General features: G+C 37.2%; 22 protein-coding genes and 1 other annotated feature. Of the genes, 19 read left to right on the forward strand and 3 right to left on the reverse strand.

Features of this window, described 5'->3' with window-relative positions; genetic code table 11:
• The first annotated feature begins 5 nt into the window (after positions 1–5).
• Both DW761_RS15450 and DW761_RS15455 read left to right on the forward strand, forming a co-directional pair.
• Positions 6–1,037, forward strand: a complete 1,032-nt coding sequence (locus tag DW761_RS15450) for a threonine aldolase family protein (protein ID WP_117453730.1) — start codon at positions 6–8, stop codon at positions 1,035–1,037.
• Between the two features lie 3 nt (positions 1,038–1,040).
• Positions 1,041–1,817, forward strand: coding sequence for an HAD family hydrolase (locus tag DW761_RS15455; RefSeq protein ID WP_117518667.1), 777 nt, complete (start codon positions 1,041–1,043; stop codon positions 1,815–1,817).
• Between the two features lie 211 nt (positions 1,818–2,028).
• Here the strand turns inward: DW761_RS15455 and DW761_RS15460 are convergent, their stop codons facing one another.
• A complete protein-coding gene (locus DW761_RS15460) occupies positions 2,029–2,784 on the reverse strand; it encodes an alpha/beta hydrolase (RefSeq protein ID WP_117453728.1) in 756 nt (251 codons plus the stop codon).
• Between the two features lie 143 nt (positions 2,785–2,927).
• Between DW761_RS15460 and DW761_RS15465 the strand changes: the two genes are divergently transcribed.
• Entirely contained in the window at positions 2,928–3,185 is a 258-nt protein-coding gene (locus tag DW761_RS15465; protein ID WP_117518668.1) for a glutaredoxin family protein, read from the forward strand.
• A 74-nt stretch (positions 3,186–3,259) separates the two neighbouring features.
• On the opposite strand, the gene DW761_RS15470 is transcribed toward DW761_RS15465, so the two are convergent.
• Entirely contained in the window at positions 3,260–4,459 is a 1,200-nt protein-coding gene (locus tag DW761_RS15470; RefSeq protein WP_117453726.1) for an ATP-grasp domain-containing protein, read from the reverse strand.
• A gap of 160 nt (positions 4,460–4,619) precedes the next feature.
• Positions 4,620–4,836: a binding site (T-box leader), on the forward strand.
• A gap of 92 nt (positions 4,837–4,928) precedes the next feature.
• On the opposite strand from DW761_RS15470, the gene DW761_RS15475 reads away from it, so the two are divergent.
• The 9 genes from DW761_RS15475 to DW761_RS15515 are packed head-to-tail and all read left to right on the forward strand — an operon-like array spanning position 4,929 to position 13,929.
• Positions 4,929–6,152 carry an argininosuccinate synthase gene (locus tag DW761_RS15475; protein ID WP_117453725.1) on the forward strand — a complete coding sequence of 408 codons (1,224 nt, stop codon included), beginning with the start codon at positions 4,929–4,931 and terminating at the stop codon, positions 6,150–6,152.
• 9 nt (positions 6,153–6,161) lie between these two features.
• Positions 6,162–6,602, forward strand: a complete 441-nt coding sequence (locus tag DW761_RS15480) for a GNAT family N-acetyltransferase (RefSeq protein ID WP_117518669.1) — start codon at positions 6,162–6,164, stop codon at positions 6,600–6,602.
• A gap of 31 nt (positions 6,603–6,633) precedes the next feature.
• Positions 6,634–8,010 (forward strand): argininosuccinate lyase, encoded by a 1,377-nt coding sequence (gene argH, locus DW761_RS15485; RefSeq protein ID WP_117518670.1) that lies wholly within the window; start codon positions 6,634–6,636, stop codon positions 8,008–8,010.
• A 1-nt stretch (position 8,011) separates the two neighbouring features.
• The gene (argC, locus tag DW761_RS15490) at positions 8,012–9,052 is read left to right on the forward strand and encodes an N-acetyl-gamma-glutamyl-phosphate reductase (protein WP_117518671.1); all 1,041 of its coding nucleotides are present in this window, start codon (positions 8,012–8,014) and stop codon (positions 9,050–9,052) included.
• Between the two features lie 17 nt (positions 9,053–9,069).
• Positions 9,070–10,287, forward strand: coding sequence for a bifunctional glutamate N-acetyltransferase/amino-acid acetyltransferase ArgJ (argJ, locus tag DW761_RS15495; protein ID WP_117518672.1), 1,218 nt, complete (start codon positions 9,070–9,072; stop codon positions 10,285–10,287).
• Between the two features lie 19 nt (positions 10,288–10,306).
• Positions 10,307–11,173, forward strand: coding sequence for an acetylglutamate kinase (argB, locus tag DW761_RS15500; RefSeq protein WP_117453720.1), 867 nt, complete (start codon positions 10,307–10,309; stop codon positions 11,171–11,173).
• 2 nt (positions 11,174–11,175) lie between these two features.
• Positions 11,176–12,345 (forward strand): aspartate aminotransferase family protein, encoded by a 1,170-nt coding sequence (locus DW761_RS15505; protein ID WP_117518673.1) that lies wholly within the window; start codon positions 11,176–11,178, stop codon positions 12,343–12,345.
• A 32-nt stretch (positions 12,346–12,377) separates the two neighbouring features.
• A complete protein-coding gene (argF, locus tag DW761_RS15510) occupies positions 12,378–13,286 on the forward strand; it encodes an ornithine carbamoyltransferase (protein WP_117518674.1) in 909 nt (302 codons plus the stop codon).
• 40 nt (positions 13,287–13,326) lie between these two features.
• Complete coding sequence (locus DW761_RS15515) at positions 13,327–13,929, forward strand: TlpA family protein disulfide reductase (RefSeq protein WP_117518675.1); 603 nt, start codon at positions 13,327–13,329, stop codon at positions 13,927–13,929.
• Positions 13,930–13,956: 27 nt separating this feature from the next.
• Here DW761_RS15515 and DW761_RS15520 read toward each other — a convergent pair whose 3' ends face one another.
• A complete protein-coding gene (locus DW761_RS15520) occupies positions 13,957–14,529 on the reverse strand; it encodes a xanthine phosphoribosyltransferase (RefSeq protein ID WP_117453716.1) in 573 nt (190 codons plus the stop codon).
• Positions 14,530–14,731: 202 nt separating this feature from the next.
• On the opposite strand from DW761_RS15520, the gene DW761_RS15525 reads away from it, so the two are divergent.
• The 7 genes from DW761_RS15525 (at position 14,732) to rpsO (ending at position 20,583) form a co-directional block, all read left to right on the forward strand.
• Entirely contained in the window at positions 14,732–15,607 is an 876-nt protein-coding gene (locus DW761_RS15525) for a DMT family transporter (protein WP_117518676.1), read from the forward strand.
• A 92-nt stretch (positions 15,608–15,699) separates the two neighbouring features.
• Positions 15,700–17,151 carry a 4Fe-4S dicluster domain-containing protein gene (locus DW761_RS15530; RefSeq protein WP_117518677.1) on the forward strand — a complete coding sequence of 484 codons (1,452 nt, stop codon included), beginning with the start codon at positions 15,700–15,702 and terminating at the stop codon, positions 17,149–17,151.
• Positions 17,152–17,305: 154 nt separating this feature from the next.
• Positions 17,306–17,635 carry a hypothetical protein gene (locus DW761_RS15535; protein WP_117518678.1) on the forward strand — a complete coding sequence of 110 codons (330 nt, stop codon included), beginning with the start codon at positions 17,306–17,308 and terminating at the stop codon, positions 17,633–17,635.
• A 69-nt stretch (positions 17,636–17,704) separates the two neighbouring features.
• Positions 17,705–17,920, forward strand: coding sequence for a YneF family protein (locus tag DW761_RS15540; RefSeq protein WP_117453712.1), 216 nt, complete (start codon positions 17,705–17,707; stop codon positions 17,918–17,920).
• 131 nt (positions 17,921–18,051) lie between these two features.
• Positions 18,052–18,747: a transglycosylase domain-containing protein gene (locus DW761_RS15545; RefSeq protein WP_117453711.1), complete on the forward strand. Its 696-nt coding sequence runs from the start codon at positions 18,052–18,054 to the stop codon at positions 18,745–18,747.
• A gap of 62 nt (positions 18,748–18,809) precedes the next feature.
• On the forward strand, positions 18,810–20,186 hold the full coding sequence (locus DW761_RS15550) for a sodium-dependent transporter (RefSeq protein WP_117518679.1): 1,377 nt from the start codon (positions 18,810–18,812) through the stop codon (positions 20,184–20,186).
• A gap of 130 nt (positions 20,187–20,316) precedes the next feature.
• Complete coding sequence (gene rpsO / locus DW761_RS15555) at positions 20,317–20,583, forward strand: 30S ribosomal protein S15 (protein ID WP_117453709.1); 267 nt, start codon at positions 20,317–20,319, stop codon at positions 20,581–20,583.
• Positions 20,584–20,594 lie beyond the last annotated feature (11 nt).

A 20,594-nucleotide genomic window follows, 5' to 3' on the forward strand; every position in this document is an offset into this window, starting at 1 on the left:
TTTGTATGATAAGTTTTAGAAATGATTACAGTGAAGGTGCGTGTCCGGAAATTATCGAGGCACTTGTAGAATCCAATATGACACAACATGTAGGATATGGTGAAGATGAATGCTGTTTTGCAGCGAAGAAAGCAATCAAAGAAGTATTAGAGTATGAAGATTGTGATATCCATTTCTTAGTAGGGGGAACACAGGCAAATCTTACAGTGATCTCATCAATCCTGCGCCCTTATGAGGCAGTAATTGCAGTGGACAGTGGACATATCAATGTGCATGAAACAGGTTCTATTGAAGCGACTGGTCATAAAGTTGTGATTGCAGATGGAAATGATGGAAAGTTAAGTGTTGAAGGTATACGTAAAGCAGTAAAAAAACATGAAGATGAACATATGGTAAAACCAGCCATGATTTATATTTCCAATGCGACAGAAATTGGAACGATTTATCATAAAGAAGAATTACAGGCATTACGTGATGTTTGTGATGAACTTGGATTATATCTGTTTATGGATGGCGCAAGACTTGGTGCCGCATTAACAGCAGAGGATAACGATGTAGAATTTGATGATTTATGCAAATATTGCGATGTTTTCTATATTGGCGGAACAAAGAATGGTGCCCTGTTTGGAGAAGCTGTTGTTATCGTGAATGATGATTTAAAAAAGAATTTTCGCTATATGATCAAACAGCGTGGTGGAATGCTGGCAAAAGGGTGGCTGTTGGGAACACAGTTTCAGGTTCTGTTTGAACAGGGATTATATTTGCCAAGTGCTAAACATGCCAATGAATTAGCACAAAAAATGCAGTCAGAAATGAAAAAGCTTGGTGTATCTTTCTTTATTGAAACAACAACAAACCAAATATTTCCGATTTTAGATAATCAGTTGATTGAAAAATTACAAAAAGATTATGCATTTCAGGTATGGGAAGAAATGGATGAACATACGACTGCCATGCGTTTTGTGACATCGTGGGCAACAAAACAAGAAGATGTGGATGCCTTTTTAGCTGATTTTACAAAACTGGTCAAAGGCTAATCTATGCAGAAAAAATATTTTTTCTTTGATATTGACGGCACACTTACTAGCGTAAAAAACGGATTGGTGCCAAATAGTACAAAAAAAGCGGTTCAATTAGCGAAGCAACAAGGCCATTTTGTTGCTATTGCGACAGGACGCCCTTATTATTTCACGAAAGCAGTCGCTGAAGAAGTAGGTATTGAACATTTGGTCTGTAATGGTGGAAATGATTTATATGTAAATCATAAGTGTATCCGGCATACATCATTAGATCGTGCATTTAGTTTGGCAGTCATTGATGAATGTCTGAAAAAAGATATCAGTTTTTGTGTTTCTGTGGAGGATTCCTTAAAACGCATTACCCACAATAATCGCTTTACAAAGGATCTGTATGGAGATCCATGTATTGGTGATTTAGAAATCATTGAGAATATCGATTATCATCAGTTTCCCCAATTTGAACGTATCATCATCGCAATGCCTGCAGGCAGGGAAAAGACACTGGATGTTTTTCATAAATATCCTTTGCCCATGCGTTATCATCCCAATTCCTGTATCATAGAGCCTGATCATAAAGATGAAGGTATTCGAGATATGATAAAACAGCTAAAAGGGAAGCATGAAGATGTGGTTGTGTTTGGAGATGGCAGAAATGATATAAAGATGTTTCAGGTGGCAGCTTTTTCGATTGCGATGGGAAATGCCATTGATGAAGTAAAGGATGTTGCAGATTATGTCACAAAAGACAGTGATCAGGATGGCATTTATGAAGCAATGAAACATTTTGGATGGATATAGGAATGTCATAAACAAAGAACAACGTTTAAAATACCAGGAGAATATCAAGAATTTAATGAAACTTACAGCTTTGATTACTACCTTTTAAGATATTCCATAAACGTGGAATGAAACAATGAATTCTTTTTGATAATATCCAAAGATTTAGCTATATTTATATGAGGAAGTAAAACAATATCTATGAAAAAAGACGGTGTATCAAACATCGTCTTTATTCTTCGAATAAGAAAGGAAGCGCAATTGGCAATTCTTTTTCCCAGCTTGCCTCATTATGTTTCCCTTTGATGTGCTGATAAGGGAAAACATCAGCGCCTTTTTGTAGTAATTGCTGTGTGATATAAAGATTTCGATCAGTACCATAAGCAAGTGCAGTCTTTGAACGGAATTCATCTGTTCCCCAAGATAGGAAAATGCGGCTTTCCTTTAAGCTACAGGCATGCAATTCCTTTTTTAAATCTTCCATGACAGGATATAAAAAACTTGAAAAACAACCTGCCATAGAGAATGTATCGTTATGATGAAGAATAGTATAAAGTGCCATTAAACCACCCATACTGCTGCCGGCGATACCGGTATAAGAACGGCTTTTCTTTGTACGATATGTACTGTCAATCCATGGCTTTAATTCATGTACGACCCATTCCATCAATTGATCACCACGACCATGAATATGTCCAATATACGCATCTTCAAAATCATAAGGAGAAAATTCTTCCAATCGCATATTGCCTTCATGATTGCATTCAATTCCAACAACGATGATATCCATATTCTGAGAATCCAGATAATCAGCTAAACCCCAGCTTTTACCATAGGTGGCATCTTCATCAAAAAACAGATTATGTCCATCATACATATACAAAACAGGATATTTCTTCCTGCCCTTTGGATATCCCTTCGGCGTATAGATATGCAGCATACGCATTGTATCGAAACAGGAAATAGAAACCTCTTTTTTTTCAACCATTTTATTCACCTCAAATAACATTGTTGTAATTATACCACAAGATAAAAGATCAGTAACATAAAATTTTCTTATACTTTGATAAAGCATCATCATTGTTTCAAAGTTTGGGGTATGCTATAGTGTATGTGTGAGGTGATAAGGATATGAAAAAGATTACCATGATGTATTTAAAAGGCTGTCCATATTGTAAACAGGCAATGAACTGGATGGAAGAATTGAAACAGGAGCAGCCGGTTTATCAGGATATAAATATTACATATATTGAAGAAAGTGAACAGCCACAACTGGCTGATACATTGGATTACTGGTATGTGCCAACGTATTTTGTGGATGGTATCAAGAAACATGAAGGCGCAGCCACAAAAGATAAAATTAAAGCTGTATTTGATGCTGCTTTATAATAAAATAAGAGATTTCAAAAAATGATTATCTGTAAATCATTTTTGAAATCTCTTTTTACGATGAAAGCAGAAATCTATTCGATATCTGCTTTTGTTTCTTCTGCATAATGCAGGAATAATAATACATCTTTTTCACTAGGGAAACGAGCAACGATGACTTCATCGCCCATTGCAGAAGCCAACGCTTCAGGTAATCTTTGTATCATTAAAATATTTGCGTTATAGGCAGCTTTGATATCTTCAATGCTGTGTGCATATGCTATTTGATCTCTTCGCCCGATAAAGCAGCTGGAATATTTACGTTCAAAGTGATAGTGGATTGCATCATGTACGATCATATCTGCCCATAGCTGGTAAACATTTACATCATTAGCATAATTGATCATGTCAGGTAAAAATCCTCCTGGTGGTCGCATATTAACCTCCAAGCCAATGATATCGCCTTGTTTTCCTACGTTTGGCTGATCTTCTAATAAACGGAAGAACTCAAAGTGGAAGAAACGATTTCTTGTATCAAATGCCTTTACTGCACGTGTACCAGCATCCAGAATATCATCAGGAATCGTCTTATAAGAATAGCATCCAATGCTTTTATGTTCATTGACTGCATCCATGATACTTTCGGTATATTGATGTGATGTCATAAACAGGATATCTTTTTGACTGTTGGCGATGCCATCAAATGAGAAACAGATACCTTTGATATATTCTTCCATCAGATATGGTTCATTCATCGGATGAGCAAAGAATGCCTTGATTTCATCTTCATTCTTTAACTTATACGTGTGATTGGCACCAACACCGACATTGGGTTTGATAATGATTGGATAACCTACCATATTCGCAAATGCGATGGCATGGGCTTCATCACTTGCCATTTCATAACGGGCAGTCTTGATTCCGGCTTTCGCATAATATTCTTTCATTTTGATTTTGCTTTGGTATTCATCAATATGATCGATCGTAATTCCATGCTGTATATTAAAATCTTTACGTAATCGTGCATCTAGGGAAAGCCAGTATTCATTGTTAGATTCAATCCAGTCGATTCTTCCATGTTTATGAATGAAACAGGCAACACCGCGCATGACTTCATCATAATTTTCCAGTGAGGAAACTTGATAATAGTCATTGATCGAGTTTTTCAGATTGGTTGTCAGATTGGCATAAGCGGTATCGCCAATGGCAAGTACATTTACGCCGTTGTTTTTTAATCCCTGACAAAACAGCCAGTAGCTTTCAGGAAAATTAGGGGATATAAAAATAAAATTCATAGAAAGCACCTCCTTACTAAGATTGTAAGCGAACCAAAATTGAATGTCAAAGTCTTTCTGCTGAAACAATGAAACAAATTGTTTTGAAATATTTTACAGAAATTATGAAAATAATGTAATTTTGTGTTGACAAGTCATTTTCAAAGGAGTATGATGTAACCATAAATCGTGGAAAGAGAGAGTATTCCTAAATGGAAAGCAAAGCGAGTCGGGGATTGGTGAAAGCCTGAAGGGAAGCTTAGGAAGAAACGCACTCTGGAGAGCCTGTGGGAAACAAGTATCACAGGACGCATGTTTCAGCGTTATGAAAAAGAGGTCATGAAAACATGGCAACTAGAGTGGTACCGCGTAAGGTGAAGCAACTATACGTCTCTGGATATATTTATCCAGAGACGTTTTTTATATCACCACTCATGAAACTGAAAGATGTTTGATAAACAAAAAAAGAGAAAGAAAGAGGTTGAAGAACATGAAAAAAGAAGACATTAAGAAAGTAATACTTGCATATTCTGGAGGACTTGATACATCAATTATCATTCCTTGGCTGAAAGAAAACTACAACAACTGTGAAGTTGTAGCAGTATCTGCCGATGTTGGACAGGAATCAGAATTAGATGGTCTGGAAGAAAAAGCGATTGCAACAGGTGCCAGCAAGCTGTATATTCTGGATTTAAAAGATGAATTCGTTGAAGATTATATCTATCCATGTATGAAAGCCAATGCGGTTTATGAAGGTGTTTATCTGTTAGGTACAGCATTCGCAAGACCTTTGATTGGTCAAAAGCTTGTGGAAATCGCATTAAAAGAAGGTGCAGATGCCATCTGTCATGGATGTACAGGGAAAGGAAATGACCAGGTACGTTTTGAATTAGCAATCAAAGCATTTGCTCCTGATATGCCAATCATCGCACCATGGCGTGAATGGGATATCAAATCAAGAGATGAAGAAATCGATTATGCAGAAAGTCACAACATTCCATTAAAAATCAACAGAGAAACTAACTACTCTAAAGATAAGAACTTATGGCACTTAAGCCACGAAGGGTTGGATTTAGAAGATCCTATGAATGAACCAATGTATGATAAGATTTTAGAAATGGGTGTTACGCCTGAAAAAGCACCAGATACACCAACTTATATTACATTAACATTTGAAAAAGGTATTCCTGTGGCATTAAATGGTGAAAAACTTGGCGGACAGGCCATGGTGAAAAAATTAAATGAAATCGGTGGTGCTAATGGTATCGGTATTATCGATATGGTAGAAAACAGACTTGTTGGTATGAAATCACGTGGTGTATATGAAACTCCAGGTGGAACAATTCTTTATAAAGCACATGAGCTGTTGGAAACCATCTGTCTGGATAAAGCAACACAGCACTACAAACAAGGCGTTGCTCAGAAATTTGGTGAACTGTTGTATGATGGACAATGGTTTACACCATTAAGAGAAGCATTAAGCGCATTTGTGGATAAAACAAGTGAAACTGTAACTGGAGAAGTAAAATTAAAACTTTATAAAGGAAATATCATTCCTGCAGGTATGAATAGTCCTTATACTTTATACTCTGAACAAATTGCAAGTTTTGGAGAAGATGACTCTTATGATCAAAATGATTCTGCAGGCTTCATTAATCTATATGGTCTACCTATCAAGGTAAAAGCCCAGATGGATGCGAAAACTAAAAAATAGGAGCTTTTAATGACAATCACAAAGATGTGTATGGATGACTATGAAGGTGTATATCAGTTATGGATATCTACTCCAGGGATGGGATTAAATGATGTAGATGATTCTTATGAAGGAATAAAAACTTTCTTATTAAGAAATCCCAATACATGTTTCATCGCAAAAGATAACGAAAAAATCGTTGGTGTGATCATGAGTGGACATGATGGCAGAAGAGGTTTTATCTATCATACTGCAGTTGCTACATCATATCGTCATCAGGGAATCGCTTCTTCATTAACAAAACATGCTTGTGATGCTTTGAAAAATGAAGGAATAAATAAAGTAGCATTGGTCGTTTTTAAAACGAACGAAACCGGAAATGGTTTCTGGCAGCAACAGGGATTTTATATCCGGGAAGATTTAAATTATCGAAATAAAGCTTTGGTGGATCTGGTCAGATTAGATACCTGATCCACCAATCAAAATAAAGGAGGAGCACTGCATGAGTTTATGGGACGCAAGATTTAAGAAGGCCGCAGATCAAAGATTGAATGATTTTAATTCCAGTATTTCCGTTGATCATCGTATGTATGCACAGGATATCAAAGGCAGTATTGCCCATGCACATATGTTGGGAAAACAGGGAATTATTTCTATGGAAGATGCACAAGCAATTGAAGAAGGTCTGTTAACCATCAAAAAGGATATTGAAGATGGAACGTTATTGATTGATCCTATGGCAGAAGATATTCATATGTTTATGGAAAGTGAATTAACAAAGCGTATTCATGATGCTGGAAAACGTCTTCATACAGCACGTTCTCGTAATGATCAGGTAGCACTTGATACACGTTTATATACAAGTGATGCTATTGATGAAGTGATTGAAAATATTAAAGATCTGATTCAGGTGATTGTTGATAAAGCAAGTGAACATACAGAAACGATCATGCCAGGATACACCCATCTACAAAGAGCGCAGCCAATTACATTTGCGCACCATATCATGGCTTATGCGGAAATGTTTCTACGTGATATTGAGCGATTAAAAGAAGCAAAGAAACGAGTGGAAGTACTACCACTTGGCAGTGGCGCACTTGCGACAACAACGTATCCCATCAATCGTGATATGGTATGTAAGGAGCTTGGCTTTCAATCTGTATCCATGAATTCACTGGATGGTGTCAGTGATCGTGATTTCTGTATTGAAACAGCAAGTGATTTGTCTATGGTCATGATGCATTTATCAAGATTCAGTGAAGAAATCATTTTATGGTGTTCTTGGGAATATAAATTTATGGAGTTGGATGATGCATTTGCGACTGGCAGTTCTATTATGCCACAGAAGAAAAATCCAGATGTAGCGGAATTGATTCGTGGTAAAACCGGACGTGTATATGGGGATTTAACAACTTTATTAACGATGATGAAAGGGATTCCTTTGGCATACAATAAAGATATGCAGGAAGATAAAGAAGCTTTGTTTGATGCAATCGATACTGTGAATTTGTGTTTAACAACCTTTACACCAATGCTGGAAACATCACGTATCTTAAAAGATAATATGCGTAATGCAGCTAGTAAAGGATTTATCAATGCGACAGATTGTGCGGATTATCTAACGAAGAAAGGTATGCCGTTTCGTGATGCCTATCGCTGTATCGGTGCGCTAGTCAGCTATTGTCAAGATCATAATCAAACATTGGAAACATTAAGTTTAGAAGAATACAAACAGGTAAATGAGCTGTTTGAAGAAGATATATTTGAAGCAATCAGCCTGGATACATGTGTAAATATGCGTGTGGTCAAGGGAGGACCAGCACCGCAAACTGTGAAGGCACACATTGAACAGGTAAAAACAAAGTTGGGAGAAATGTAAGATGAAGAAGATACAGGCAGGAGTAATTGGAGCAAGTGGCTATGCTGGAGCAGAATTGGTTCGTTTATTATGGAATCATCCTATGGTGGAAGTAAGCGGCATCAGTTCTAAATCATATACCGGACAAAAGATTAGTGATTTATATCCTGGCTTTTATCAGATATGTGATATGGTATTTCAGGATGAAGATAGTGTTATTGCGGCAAGTGATGTCGTATTTGCCTCACTTCCTCATGGTTTAAGTGAAAAACTAGCACGTAAATGTTTTGATGCCGATAAAATATTTATCGATTTAGGGGCGGACTTTCGTTTGGATAAAGAAGAAGATTATGCGATGTGGTATGGACTGGATTATCATGATTCTGCGTTGCATAAGGAAAGTGTTTATGGATTGCCTGAATTATTCCGAGAAGATATCAAAGGGAAAAAAATCATTGGGAATCCAGGCTGTTATCCAACAAGTGTGGCACTAGGCTTAGCGCCAATCATGAAAGCAAAACTTGCGGATTGCAAGCATATCATCATTGATTCAAAAAGCGGTACAACAGGTTCAGGAAAAAGTTTAAGTGAAACAACGCATTTTCCTCGTTGTAATGAATCTTTTGCGCCTTATAAAATCGCATCTCATCGTCATACCCCAGAGATTGAACAAACATTATCTAGATTGTGCGATGAGGATGTATTGATTAATTTTACTCCACATTTACTTCCAATCAATCGTGGAATCATCTCAACGATGTATGTGGATTTAAAAGAAACGATGAAGGTAGAAGAGCTTCATGTCTTATATGAACAGTTTTACGCAAATGAACAGTTTGTCCGTGTCCTTCCTTTAGGAAAAACGGCAGACTTAAAGTATATCAAATATTCAAATTATTGTGATGTATCCATCCATTTGGATGAAAGAAGCAATCGGGCAATTATTGTATCTGCCATAGATAATATGGTAAAAGGTGCGGCAGGACAGGCAATTCAGAATATGAATATCCTGTTTGATTTAGATGAAGGTATGGGGTTAAAGATGGTAGCGCCATCCTTCTAGGAAAGGAATGGAAATTTATGAGTCAATATAGGAAGAACGGTATCTGTTTTCCAAAAGGGTTTAAAGCCAATGGAATTCATTGTGGTATCCGTAAAAATAAAACAAAGAAAGATTTAAGTGTTATCTATAGTGAAGTCGTGGCAAATGCTGCCGCTACGTATACACAAAACAAGGTTAAAGGGGCACCCATCTTTGTGACCAAAGAACATTTAAAAGATGGACTTGCACAGGCGATGATCTGTAACAGTGGAAATGCCAATACTTGTAATGCCAATGGGGTAGAAATTGCCAATGGCATGAGTGAACTTTGTGCGAAAGCACTTGGCATTAAAGCAGAGGATATTATTGTCGCAAGTACGGGTGTCATTGGAGAACCGATGAGCATGGATCCATTTGTTCAGCATATGGATGAATTGTGTGCAGGTATCTCTGATCAAAAGGGAAGTGATGCTTGTGAAGGCATTATGACAACGGATACTTTCAAGAAAGAATTCTGTACAGAATTTATGATTGATGGTGTCACATGCCGTATTGGTGGTATGGCGAAAGGCAGTGGCATGATCCATCCCAATATGGCAACGATGTTAGCCTTTTTAACAAGTGATGTGGCAATCACATCTGAATTGTTAGATGAAGTGGTTCATGAAGTTGTCAATGATACCTTTAATATGGTAAGTGTGGATGGAGATACTTCCACCAATGATATGTTGTGTATCATGGCCAATGGTATGGCGAAAAATAAAGTAATTGATGAAAAAAATGAAGCATATGAAGCTTTCAAAGCTGCTTTAATGGATATCTGTGTAGATATTTCAAGAAACATTGCAAAAGATGGAGAAGGTGCAAGCAAGCTGTTGACATGTATTGTACAACAGGCACCAGATATTACTTGTGCAAAAAAAGTTGCGAAAAGTGTTATCACCAGTTCATTATTCAAAGCAGCAATGTTTGGAAAAGATGCCAACTGGGGAAGAATTTTATGTGCAATCGGCTATACGGATGCAATCTTTGATGTAGATAAAATCGATGTAACATTGTCCAGTGAAGCTGGAGAACTTCCGGTTTGTGTAAATGGCAGTGGCTGTGGTTTTGATGAAGACCATGCCGCTAAAGTGTTAGAAGAAGATGAAATCGATATACTCATCGATATGCATCAGGGTGAAGGATATGCAACAGCATGGGGTTGTGATTTAACGTATGATTATGTAAAAATCAATGGAGATTATCGTACGTAAAAGAAAGAGGGAAAACGATATGAAAATTGATGCAATACAGAAAGCGGAGATCTTAAGCAAGGCACTTCCATTCATACAAAAATACAGTGGAAAGATCGTTGTGGTAAAGTATGGCGGCAATGCTATGAAAAATGAAGAACTGAAACAAAATGTGATTACGGACATCGTATTACTTTCAGAAATCGGTATCCATGTTGTATTGGTACATGGTGGAGGTCCTGAAATCAATAAGATGCTTGGCAAGATTGGAAAAGAATCGAAATTTGTGAACGGACTTCGTTATACAGATGATGAAACCATGGATATTGTTCAGATGGTACTAGCAGGGAAAACCAATAAAGACTTAGTATCTTTGATCAATCAAAAAGGTGCGAAAGCAGTCGGTATTTGTGGTATGGACGCAAATGTGATCACAGCGAAAAAACTTCCTGGAGATGATTTAGGCTATGTAGGTGCGATTACTGGCGTCAATCCACAATTAATATTAGATGTAATTGAGAAAGGCTATATCCCGGTTGTCGCAAGTGTAGGATGTGATACAAATGGGCATTCTTATAATATCAATGCGGATACCGCAGCTGCCAGCGTGGCAGGTTGTCTGGGCGCAGAGAATATGATTTTGGTCAGCGATATTCCAGGAGTGCTACGTGATCCAAAAGATGAAACATCTTTGATTCAAAAGATTTATGTAGAAGACATCCATTATTTAAAGGATGCCGGTATCATCAGTGGCGGTATGATTCCAAAAGTGGAATGCTGTGAAACAGCAATCACCCATTCCGTAAAGAAAGCCGTTATCATTGATGGACGTGTTCCACACTCCTTATTGATTGAAATATTATCTGAAGAAGGTATTGGAACAATGTTTGAAAAGAAAGAGGGATAGACATGAGTCAGATAAAAGCGAATGATAATGCATATATTGCACACACCTATGGTAGATTTGATATTGTACTGACACATGGCTCTGGTGCATTGTTGTATGATGAAAATGAAAAAGAATATATTGATATGACAGCTGGTATTGGTGTAAATTGCCTGGGATTTGGCAATGAGGAATGGGTAAAGGCAGTATGTGAACAGGCTACTAGCCTGCAACATGTATCTAACTTATATTACTCAAAACCTGATACACAGGTCGCAGAAAAATTGTGTAATATGACACATTTTTCTAAAATGTTTTTTGCGAACAGTGGGGCAGAGGCAAATGAAGGTGCAATTAAGGTTGCCAGAAAGTATGCCAGTGATAAATATGGACAAAAAAACTATGAAATATTGACACTTGTAAATTCTTTCCATGGACGTACGATCACGACCCTCTCAGCTACAGGTCAGGATCATTTCCATCAGCATTTTGATCCCTTTACACCAGGCTTTGTTCATGCAAATGCCAATGATATTGAAGATGTCAAATCAAAAATCAATAAAAACACCTGTGCCATCATGATGGAGCTGATACAGGGAGAAGGCGGCGTTTTGCCATTAGATCAGGACTTCGTAAAGGAAGTCGCAGAAATCTGTCAACAAAATGATATTTTACTCATCATTGATGAGGTACAGACTGGAATAGGAAGATGTGGCAGTTTATATGCATATGAACAATTTGATATCCAGCCGGATATCGTCACAACAGCCAAAGGCTTAGGCAATGGATTGCCAATTGGCGGTGTATTGTTGAATGATAAAGTAAAAGATGTTTTTGGTCCTGGGGATCATGGCACAACGTTTGGTGGAAATCCTGTCGCATGTGCTGGGGCTAACGTTGTTTTATCCCATATGAATCAGGAATTATTTGATGAAGTAAAACGTAAAGGGGAATATATCAAGAAACGTGCTTTACAAATGCCACATGTCATCGGTGTAAATGGTTTGGGATTGATGCGTGGTATCGTATTAGATGGTATAAGTGCCATAGATGTTGTACGTGCATGTATTGATTCAGGCTTATTGCTTTTGACCGCAAAGGATAAAGTAAGAATGCTGCCACCACTCATCATTACAGATGAACAATTAGAAAAAGCTTGTGATATACTGGAAGAAGTATTAAAGGCATGGTAATATAAAAGAAAGAAACCAAAGGAGGAGCGTAAATGAAACATTTACTGACGCTGGCAGATTTAACAAAGGAAGAATTATATGACTTGCTGGATCTGGCAGATCAATTAAAAAAAGAAGTAAAAGAAGGCGTATTTACCCCATATCTGAAAAATAAGGTACTGGGCATGATTTTTACGAAATCATCCACAAGAACACGTGTTTCATTTGAAGTTGGTATGAAACAATTAGGTGGTCAGGGAATCTATTTAAATGCCAATGATATGCAGTTAGGCAGAGGAGAACCGATCAAAGATACCGCCCGTGTATTAAGTCGTTATCTGGATGGTATTATGATTCGTACCTATAAACAAAGTGATTTGGAAGAATTGGCTGAATATGGAAGTATTCCTATCATCAATGGATTAACTGATTATGTGCATCCATGTCAGGTGCTTGCGGATCTACAGACAATTCGTGAACATAAAGGAAAACTGGAAGGTTTAAAGATGTGCTTTATCGGCGCAGGCAATAATATGGCGAATTCATTGATCAATGGTGGTATTTTAGCAGGTATGGAAGTCGCATGTGCATGCCCATTAGAATATTTACCAGATGAAAAAATTGTAGAGCGTGCCAAAGCAACCGGACGTTTCACCTTGACACAGGATGTGTTAGAAGCTGCGAAGGATGCAGATGTGCTCGTGACAGATGTATGGGCTAGCATGGGTGAAGAAGGCGAAGCAGAAACAAGAAAGAAAATCTTTGGCGGCAAATATCAAATCAATGATGCTGTTATGGAAGTCGCAAAACCTGATGCGATGGTACAGCACTGTTTACCAGCCCATCGTGAAGAAGAAATCACAGAGAAAGTATTTGAAGCACACGCAGATGAAATCTTTGATGAAGCAGAAAATCGTCTGCATGCTCAAAAAGCAGTATTGGTTCGTTTATTAGGTGAGTAATAACTCACCTTTTCGTACATGTAAGGAAAGCAGGTGACGTATGAAAAAAGCATTTCTTTGTGTATTATTGATTTTATTATGTGGATGCTCTACTTCTACATCAAATAGTAAACAGCCAGAAGATCACAATGCCACATATTGTGATGATTCCAAGGGTTGTGGCTTTGGGGAAAAGGCAGATATGAGTGGATATGAAAACTTTGATACCAAAAACAGTATGTTTGAAGAAAGTGACATGGCACACTTATTAACAGCAATCAAAGAAAAGAAAAGCGGTATCTTTTATTTGGGATATCCAAAATGTCCATGGTGTATAGAGGCAATTCCTGTATTAAATGATATAGCTAAAAAGCATAATCAATCGATTGCTTATGTAAGAACTAGAGATGATGATTCTGAATTGATCTATACACCTGATCAGAAAAAAGAACTAATTTCTTATGCCAGCACTTATATGAATCAGGATGATGAGGGAAAATATCAAATTTATGTACCATTTGTGTTAGTCATAAAAGATGGCAAAGTGGTCGCAGGACATGTTGGTACAGTCGATGGACATGATGCTCATGAGCGTAAGATGAATGAGCAGGAGAAAAAAGATTTACAGAGCATTTATGAAGATATGTTTCAAAAGCTAAAATAAAAACTCAGTCACAGCTGAGTTTTCATTTTATTCACAAAATGTGATTTCTCCATCATGTAATGATGAAATTCTTGCCTGTGCATATACCTGATAGCCTTGTGCTTCCACTTTTGCACGACCATCCTGAAATGCTTTTTCAATGACGATGCCAATGCCTTCTACAGTAGCATTTGCCTGTTTGATCAAATCAATCGCACCAAGACATGCTTCTCCATTGGCCATAAAATCATCGATTAGTAAGACATGATCATTTTCATTCAGATATTTCTTTGAACAGCTGATCTGATAATCAATATCCTTTGTGAATGAATGGATCTTTGTCTGATATAATGCATCTTTTAAAATCTTGCTGGTACTTTTCTTAAAATATACAACTGGTACGTTTAATAAATAACCTAAGAAAACAGAAGGGGCAATCCCGCTTGTTTCAATGGTAACGATCTTATTGATGTTTTTATCTTTGAAATGCTCTTTTAAATCCTTTGCCAGCTCCATCATAAACATTGGATCAATCTGATGATTCAAAAAAGCATCTACCTTTAAGATATCCTCACCAAGGGCTTCGCCATGTTCCAGTATATATCTTTCTAACTCTTTCATTTTTTGTTCACCTCATGCTAGTTTTTATTGACTTGTTTATTTTACCATAATTTTAAAACGGCACAAGAGGGAAGTAAGATATTTCAAAAGAATTTGGAAAAAAGGTCCCAAAGTGTTACAAAACAGCATGGAAAAGGGCTGGATTACTTGCAAAATAAGAAAATGTTTTGTATCATTAAACCCATGTGAGGTGTATTTTTATATGAAAAAGATGTATGCCAATTTGATGTTGGTATCGGTAACCATCATATGGGGAGGCGGGTTTATCGCAACAGCAGGGGCATTAGATAGTGTTTCTCCATTTTATGTAATGATGATTCGTTTTATGGGTGCCAGTATCCTACCCATCATGATCAGTTTTCCTAAATTAAAACGATTAAACAGAAAAGATATAAAGCATGGAATCATAGCTGGTGTATTTTTATTTTTCGCATTTGCTTTTCAGACCTTTGGGTTACAATATTCTACGCCAAGCAAGAATGCATTTCTTACAGCCACCAATGTGGTGTTTGTGCCTTATTTATTATGGCTCTTATGGAAACGTAAACCTAATCGTAAGGAAATCATTGCTTCTATCGTATGCTTGTTTGGTATAGCGCTTTTAACGTTAAAGAAAGAGGCAATGATGTTGACTTATGGGGATTTGTTATCCTTGATCTGTGCGTTGTTTTTTGCTTTGCATATCATTGCATTGGAACGATACAGTGCTCATATAGATGCCATTGCCATGACAGCAATGCAGATGTTGACAGCAGGAATCCTATCTACGATTTGTGCCTTGTGCTTTGAAGCACCACCAGCAAGCTGGAATGCCAGTGCAATCGGCAATATCGCATATTTGATTTTTGTATCAACGTTGCTGGCATATTTGATTCAGACCTATGCCCAAAAATTTACGACAGCAAACACGGCAAGTCTGATTTTATCCATGGAAGCTTTGTTTGCGTCAATCTTTTCTTTCCTTATTTTACATGAAGTCATGTCTGTGCAAATGATCATTGGCGCCGTTTTCATATTCGCCAGTATCCTATATATAGAATATCAGCCAAAGAAAACTATAAAAAAACAGCAAATTTAGAAATGTTGCTTTTTTTGTATAATTTTCTATGCTATAATTGACTTGCTAAAAAATACACAAGTTAGGGTTGTGTAAGAAAAGAGGAGGAAATTATGTCATTATTTGATCACGAAGCCAGACAGTTTAAATTCGATGTACTAAAAGAAGTTAGTAAGCGCGCATTTGAAGGTAAACTGAATGAAGACGTATGCGATGAGGTAGCAAATCTGTTGATTCCGGGCAAACATGCAGATTTCCGCTGCTGTATCTATAAGGAAAAGGAAATTATCCGTGAACGTACACGTATGGCGATGGGCAAGCCACCGGTACCAGTAGAAAACAACAACGAACGTCAGATTGTTCGTGTGTTAGAAGCAGCTTGTGATGGATGTAGTATCCACAAGATTCAGGTAACAGACAACTGCCGTAAATGTATGGCAAAAGCATGTTTATCCGCATGTAAATTTGATGCGATCAAGATGGGAAATGACCGCGCATTTATCGATTATGACAAATGTAAAGAATGTGGCGCATGTAAGAATGCATGTCCATTTAATGCAATCGTTGAAACACAGCGTCCATGTATGAAGAGCTGTCCAGTAGATGCAATCAGTATGGATGAACACAATTATGCAGTCATCGATGAAGAAAAATGTATCAACTGTGGCGCATGTCAGGCAAAATGTCCATTTGGGGCAATTGAAGATATGAGCTGGATGGTACCAGTGATTGATGAATTGAATAAAGGTACAAAAATGTACGCCATCTTTGCGCCTGCTATTCAGGGACAGTTTGACAATGCGACACTTCCACAGATTATGGAAAGTATCCGTATGTTAGGCTTTGAAGAAGTATACGAAGCAGCAATCGGTGCCGATGCTGTTGCATGGTATGAAAAACAAGATGCTATCGCACATAAAAAAGAAGGAAAGAAGATCACAACATCATGTTGTCCTGCTTTTGTCAATATGGCAAAACAGCACTTCCCAACAGTATATGAAGCAAACGTATCTCACATGGTAAGTCCAATGGTGGCAATCACAAGATATTTAAAACACAACCACCCAGAAGCAAAAGTTGTATTTATCGGACCATGTGTTGCGAAAAAACAGGAAACTTTAGATACAGAAGTAGATTATTGCTTAACATTTGAAGAATTAGGTGCAATGTTTGTATCTAAGAATATTTCCGCTGAAAATGTAACACCAAGAGAAAGCGATACAGCAAGTCTTTATGCACGTAACTTCTCTATTGGAGGCGGTGTATCCAAAGCAGTTGCACAGGCAGCTGGAGAATGTGGCGATGAAGAAACACTTGTTGCACAATATGCAGATGGAAGCTTAGAATGTAAGAAAGCACTGCTGATGATGAAGGTTAATCGCTTCAATGCAGATATCTTAGAAGGTATGGCATGTACTGGTGGATGTATTTGTGGTCCTGCTACTATTGAAAGTGCACCAAAAGCAAAAGCTCGTATGGCAAAAGAAAATGTGACAATCAAAGATAAAACAATTGCTTCTACATTAGAAACATTTGATTTCTCAGATATTGATTTACACAGATAAAAATTAAGGGAGAACAAGTTTTCTCCCTTGTTTTATAAAGAATAGAAACATTGATTCATAAACTCTATATGGATTCAAATAAGAATGTAAAATCATCGTAATTTCGACATATTCTGCGATATTATGAGCATATACTCTATCTTAGGTGATGAAGATGGTAACATTTTATGCAGTACATTCAAAGTTTTTTCCAACCTTTTCGAAACATCTGGATATCATGAATAAAGTCAATACACTATCGTATACACAACGTTCCATGATGTTGGATCAAATAAAAAAAGATGAAATCAGAAACAGCGCTTTATCCTTTTTTGAAGAACCGATCTATGAAGAAGGGGACGATTTATTATTACAAATGCATCCAAAATGTGCATGTCGTATTCATTTACAAAATGGAATTGTATACGCAGATACATTAAAGAACCCGTTTTTAGAACTATTGATGCGTATCTATCCCTGCCATATCATGGAAGTTAGCGAATAAAAGCAAAAAAGTGTTGTAAAGTGCGCATAAAAATAGTAAAATGTATACAGCGTTAGGAGGAATCAGAAGATGAATTTTTTAACTTCTATTATGTATGTGCTTCTTGGTTTAGTAGTAGGAGGTTTTTTAGGATTTTATTTCACAAGAAAGAAATTTGAGAAAGAATTGAAGGAAAACCCACCAATTAATGAGAAGATGATTCGCGCAATGTTCCTGCAGATGGGAAGAAAGCCTAGTGAAGCCCAGATTAAGCAGATTATGAAATCAGTTAACTCAAACCGTTAAAAAAAACACGAGTGTATCATTCGTGTTTTCTTTTACATTTTTGTAAGATAAAGGCTTGTTGTATAACACTTGTGTAAGATTACTTATTTTGAAAAAAATTATGTTATAATGGTCACAGGAATGGTGATAAGATGAAAATTATAAAAAGAATCCTGCTGCTGTTTCTGGTAGCACTGTTAACATTAGGTATCCTGTTTGTGGGTGTAGGATATGTCAATTATAAGAAAGCTGTATCGGATGTATCCATTGAAGAAAAGGTGAAAGAAATACGAGAAAAGCCTGACTATGTGAAAACAAAAGATATCAGTCCAACACTGATTCAGGCAACAATCTCCATTGAAGATCATCGCTTTTATCAGCATAAAGGTGTTGATTATCGTTCATTGGCTCGCGCACTTGTGAACAACATCTTTGCCAGCGGTATTGTTGGTGGAGGCTCTACGATTACACAGCAGCTCGCAAAAAATCTATATTTCGATTATCAGCCATCATATCTTCGTAAAATGAGTGAAATCTTTTTAGCATATGATCTGGAAGCTGAGCTATCAAAAGAGGAAATCTTAGAACTGTATGTAAATGTTATCAATTATGGGGATAATCACATGGGTATCTATCAGGCAAGCATGGGATATTTTGGGAAAACACCAGATCAGTTGACATTGGATGAAGCAAGTCTTTTGGCTGGATTGCCACAATCACCAAGCAACTATCAGCTGAGCAATCATGAGGATGCCGCAAGAAAAAGACAGAAAATGGTATTATCTGCCATGGTACGTGAAAAACATATCTCACAACAGGATATGGATACAATCATCAGTAAATACTAAGTTTTTGTTGACAGAAACATATGCTTCTTTTACAATTATACATACGTGTAAAAGGAGAAGTTATGGAACAGAAAAGAGAAAAACTATCATCACGCATCGGCTTTATTTTCTTATCGGCTGGATGTGCTATTGGGCTTGGAAATATATGGCGTTTCCCTTATGTAACAGGTAAATATGGGGGAGGCGCTTTTGTTCTGGTGTACCTGTTCTTTCTGATTATTTTAGGATTGCCGATTATGGTAATGGAATTTTCAGTAGGAAGAGCAAGTCGTCAAAGCGTCGCAAAAAGCTTTCAGGTATTGGAACCAAAAGGTAAAAAATGGCATCTTTTTTCCTATATGGCCATGTTGGGAAATTATCTTTTGGTCATGTTTTATACAACCATCTCTGGATGGATGCTGGCATATTTTGTGAAGATGGCAAGTGGGGAATTTAATGGTATGAGTACACAGGCCGTAACACAAACCTTTGTGGACCTGCAGCAAAACCCTGCGGCATCTGTATTCTGGATGATCCTTGTGGTATGCATTGGATGCTTTGTGTGTGTTCTTGGATTACAAAACGGGGTAGAAAAAATTACCAAGGTTATGATGAGTCTATTGCTTGGTGTTATGATTGTTCTTGTTTTAAAATCTTTAAGTTTACCTGGTGCCATGGAAGGAATCAAATTCTATCTGATCCCTGATTTTGAGCAGTTAATGGAAAATGGTATCTTTAATGCAATCTACACAGCGATGGGACAGGCATTTTTTACCCTTAGCATTGGGATGGGCGGTATGGCGATTTTTGGCAGCTATATTGATAAAAAACGCTCATTGAGTGGGGAATCCTTGAATATTATGATTTTGGATACCTTTGTGGCAATCATGGCAGGCTTTATCATTTTTCCAGCCTGTATGTCTTTTGGCGTTGATGCAGGAAGTGGTCCTGGTCTTGTATTTGTGACACTACCCAATATCTTTAATGCCATGAGTAATGGCCGTATCTGGGGATCTTTATTTTTCATCTTTATGAACTTTGCGGCATTATCTACCATCATTGCTGTATTTGAAAATATCATTTCATTTGGGATAGATTTATTTGGATTCACAAGAAGAAAAAGCGTGCTTATCAATCTGTTGATTATTATTGCGGGCAGCATTCCTTGTGCCTTGGGCTTCAGTGTGTTATCTGGCTTTCAGCCATTTGGAGAAGGCAGTGCTGTGCTTGATTTGTTAGATTTTATGGTCAGCAATGTGATTATGCCGATTGGTTCTATCGTATTCTTGTTTTTTTGCACAAGACGTTATGGCTGGGGCTGGGAGGCTTTTATCAAAGAGGCAAATGCTGGAGAAGGGTTGCGCTTTCCTGAAAAGACAAGATATTATGTTAGCTATATTCTGCCATTAATTGTTGTATTTATTTTCCTATTTGGTTTATGGGAAAAGCTGTTTGCGTAAAAGTGTAAAAAAGCACTTGCTTTATATACAGAAGACATGCTATAATCATAAAGGTTTTATACTTAGTCCACCGAGATTCCTCGACGGTTCACTCAGTATAGAACATCTATCAAAATAGGAGGAAAACATTATGTTATTAAAATCAGAAAAACAGGCGATCATGAAAGAATACGCACGCTTTGAAGGCGACACTGGTTCTCCAGAAGTACAGATTGCTGTATTAACTGCAAGAATCAACCAGTTAACAGAACACTTCAAAGAACACAAACACGATTATCATTCTCAAAGAGGTTTGATGAAAATGGTTGGACGTCGTAGAAATCTTTTGGCTTACCTGAAGAAAAAAGACTTAAACCGTTACAAAGAACTGATTACTCGTTTAGGATTACGTAAATAAGTCATGAAAAA

It is taken from the genome of Absiella sp. AM29-15 (assembly GCF_003434225.1).
Lineage (GTDB): Bacteria > Bacillota_I > Bacilli_A > Erysipelotrichales > Erysipelotrichaceae > Hoskinsella > Hoskinsella hominis.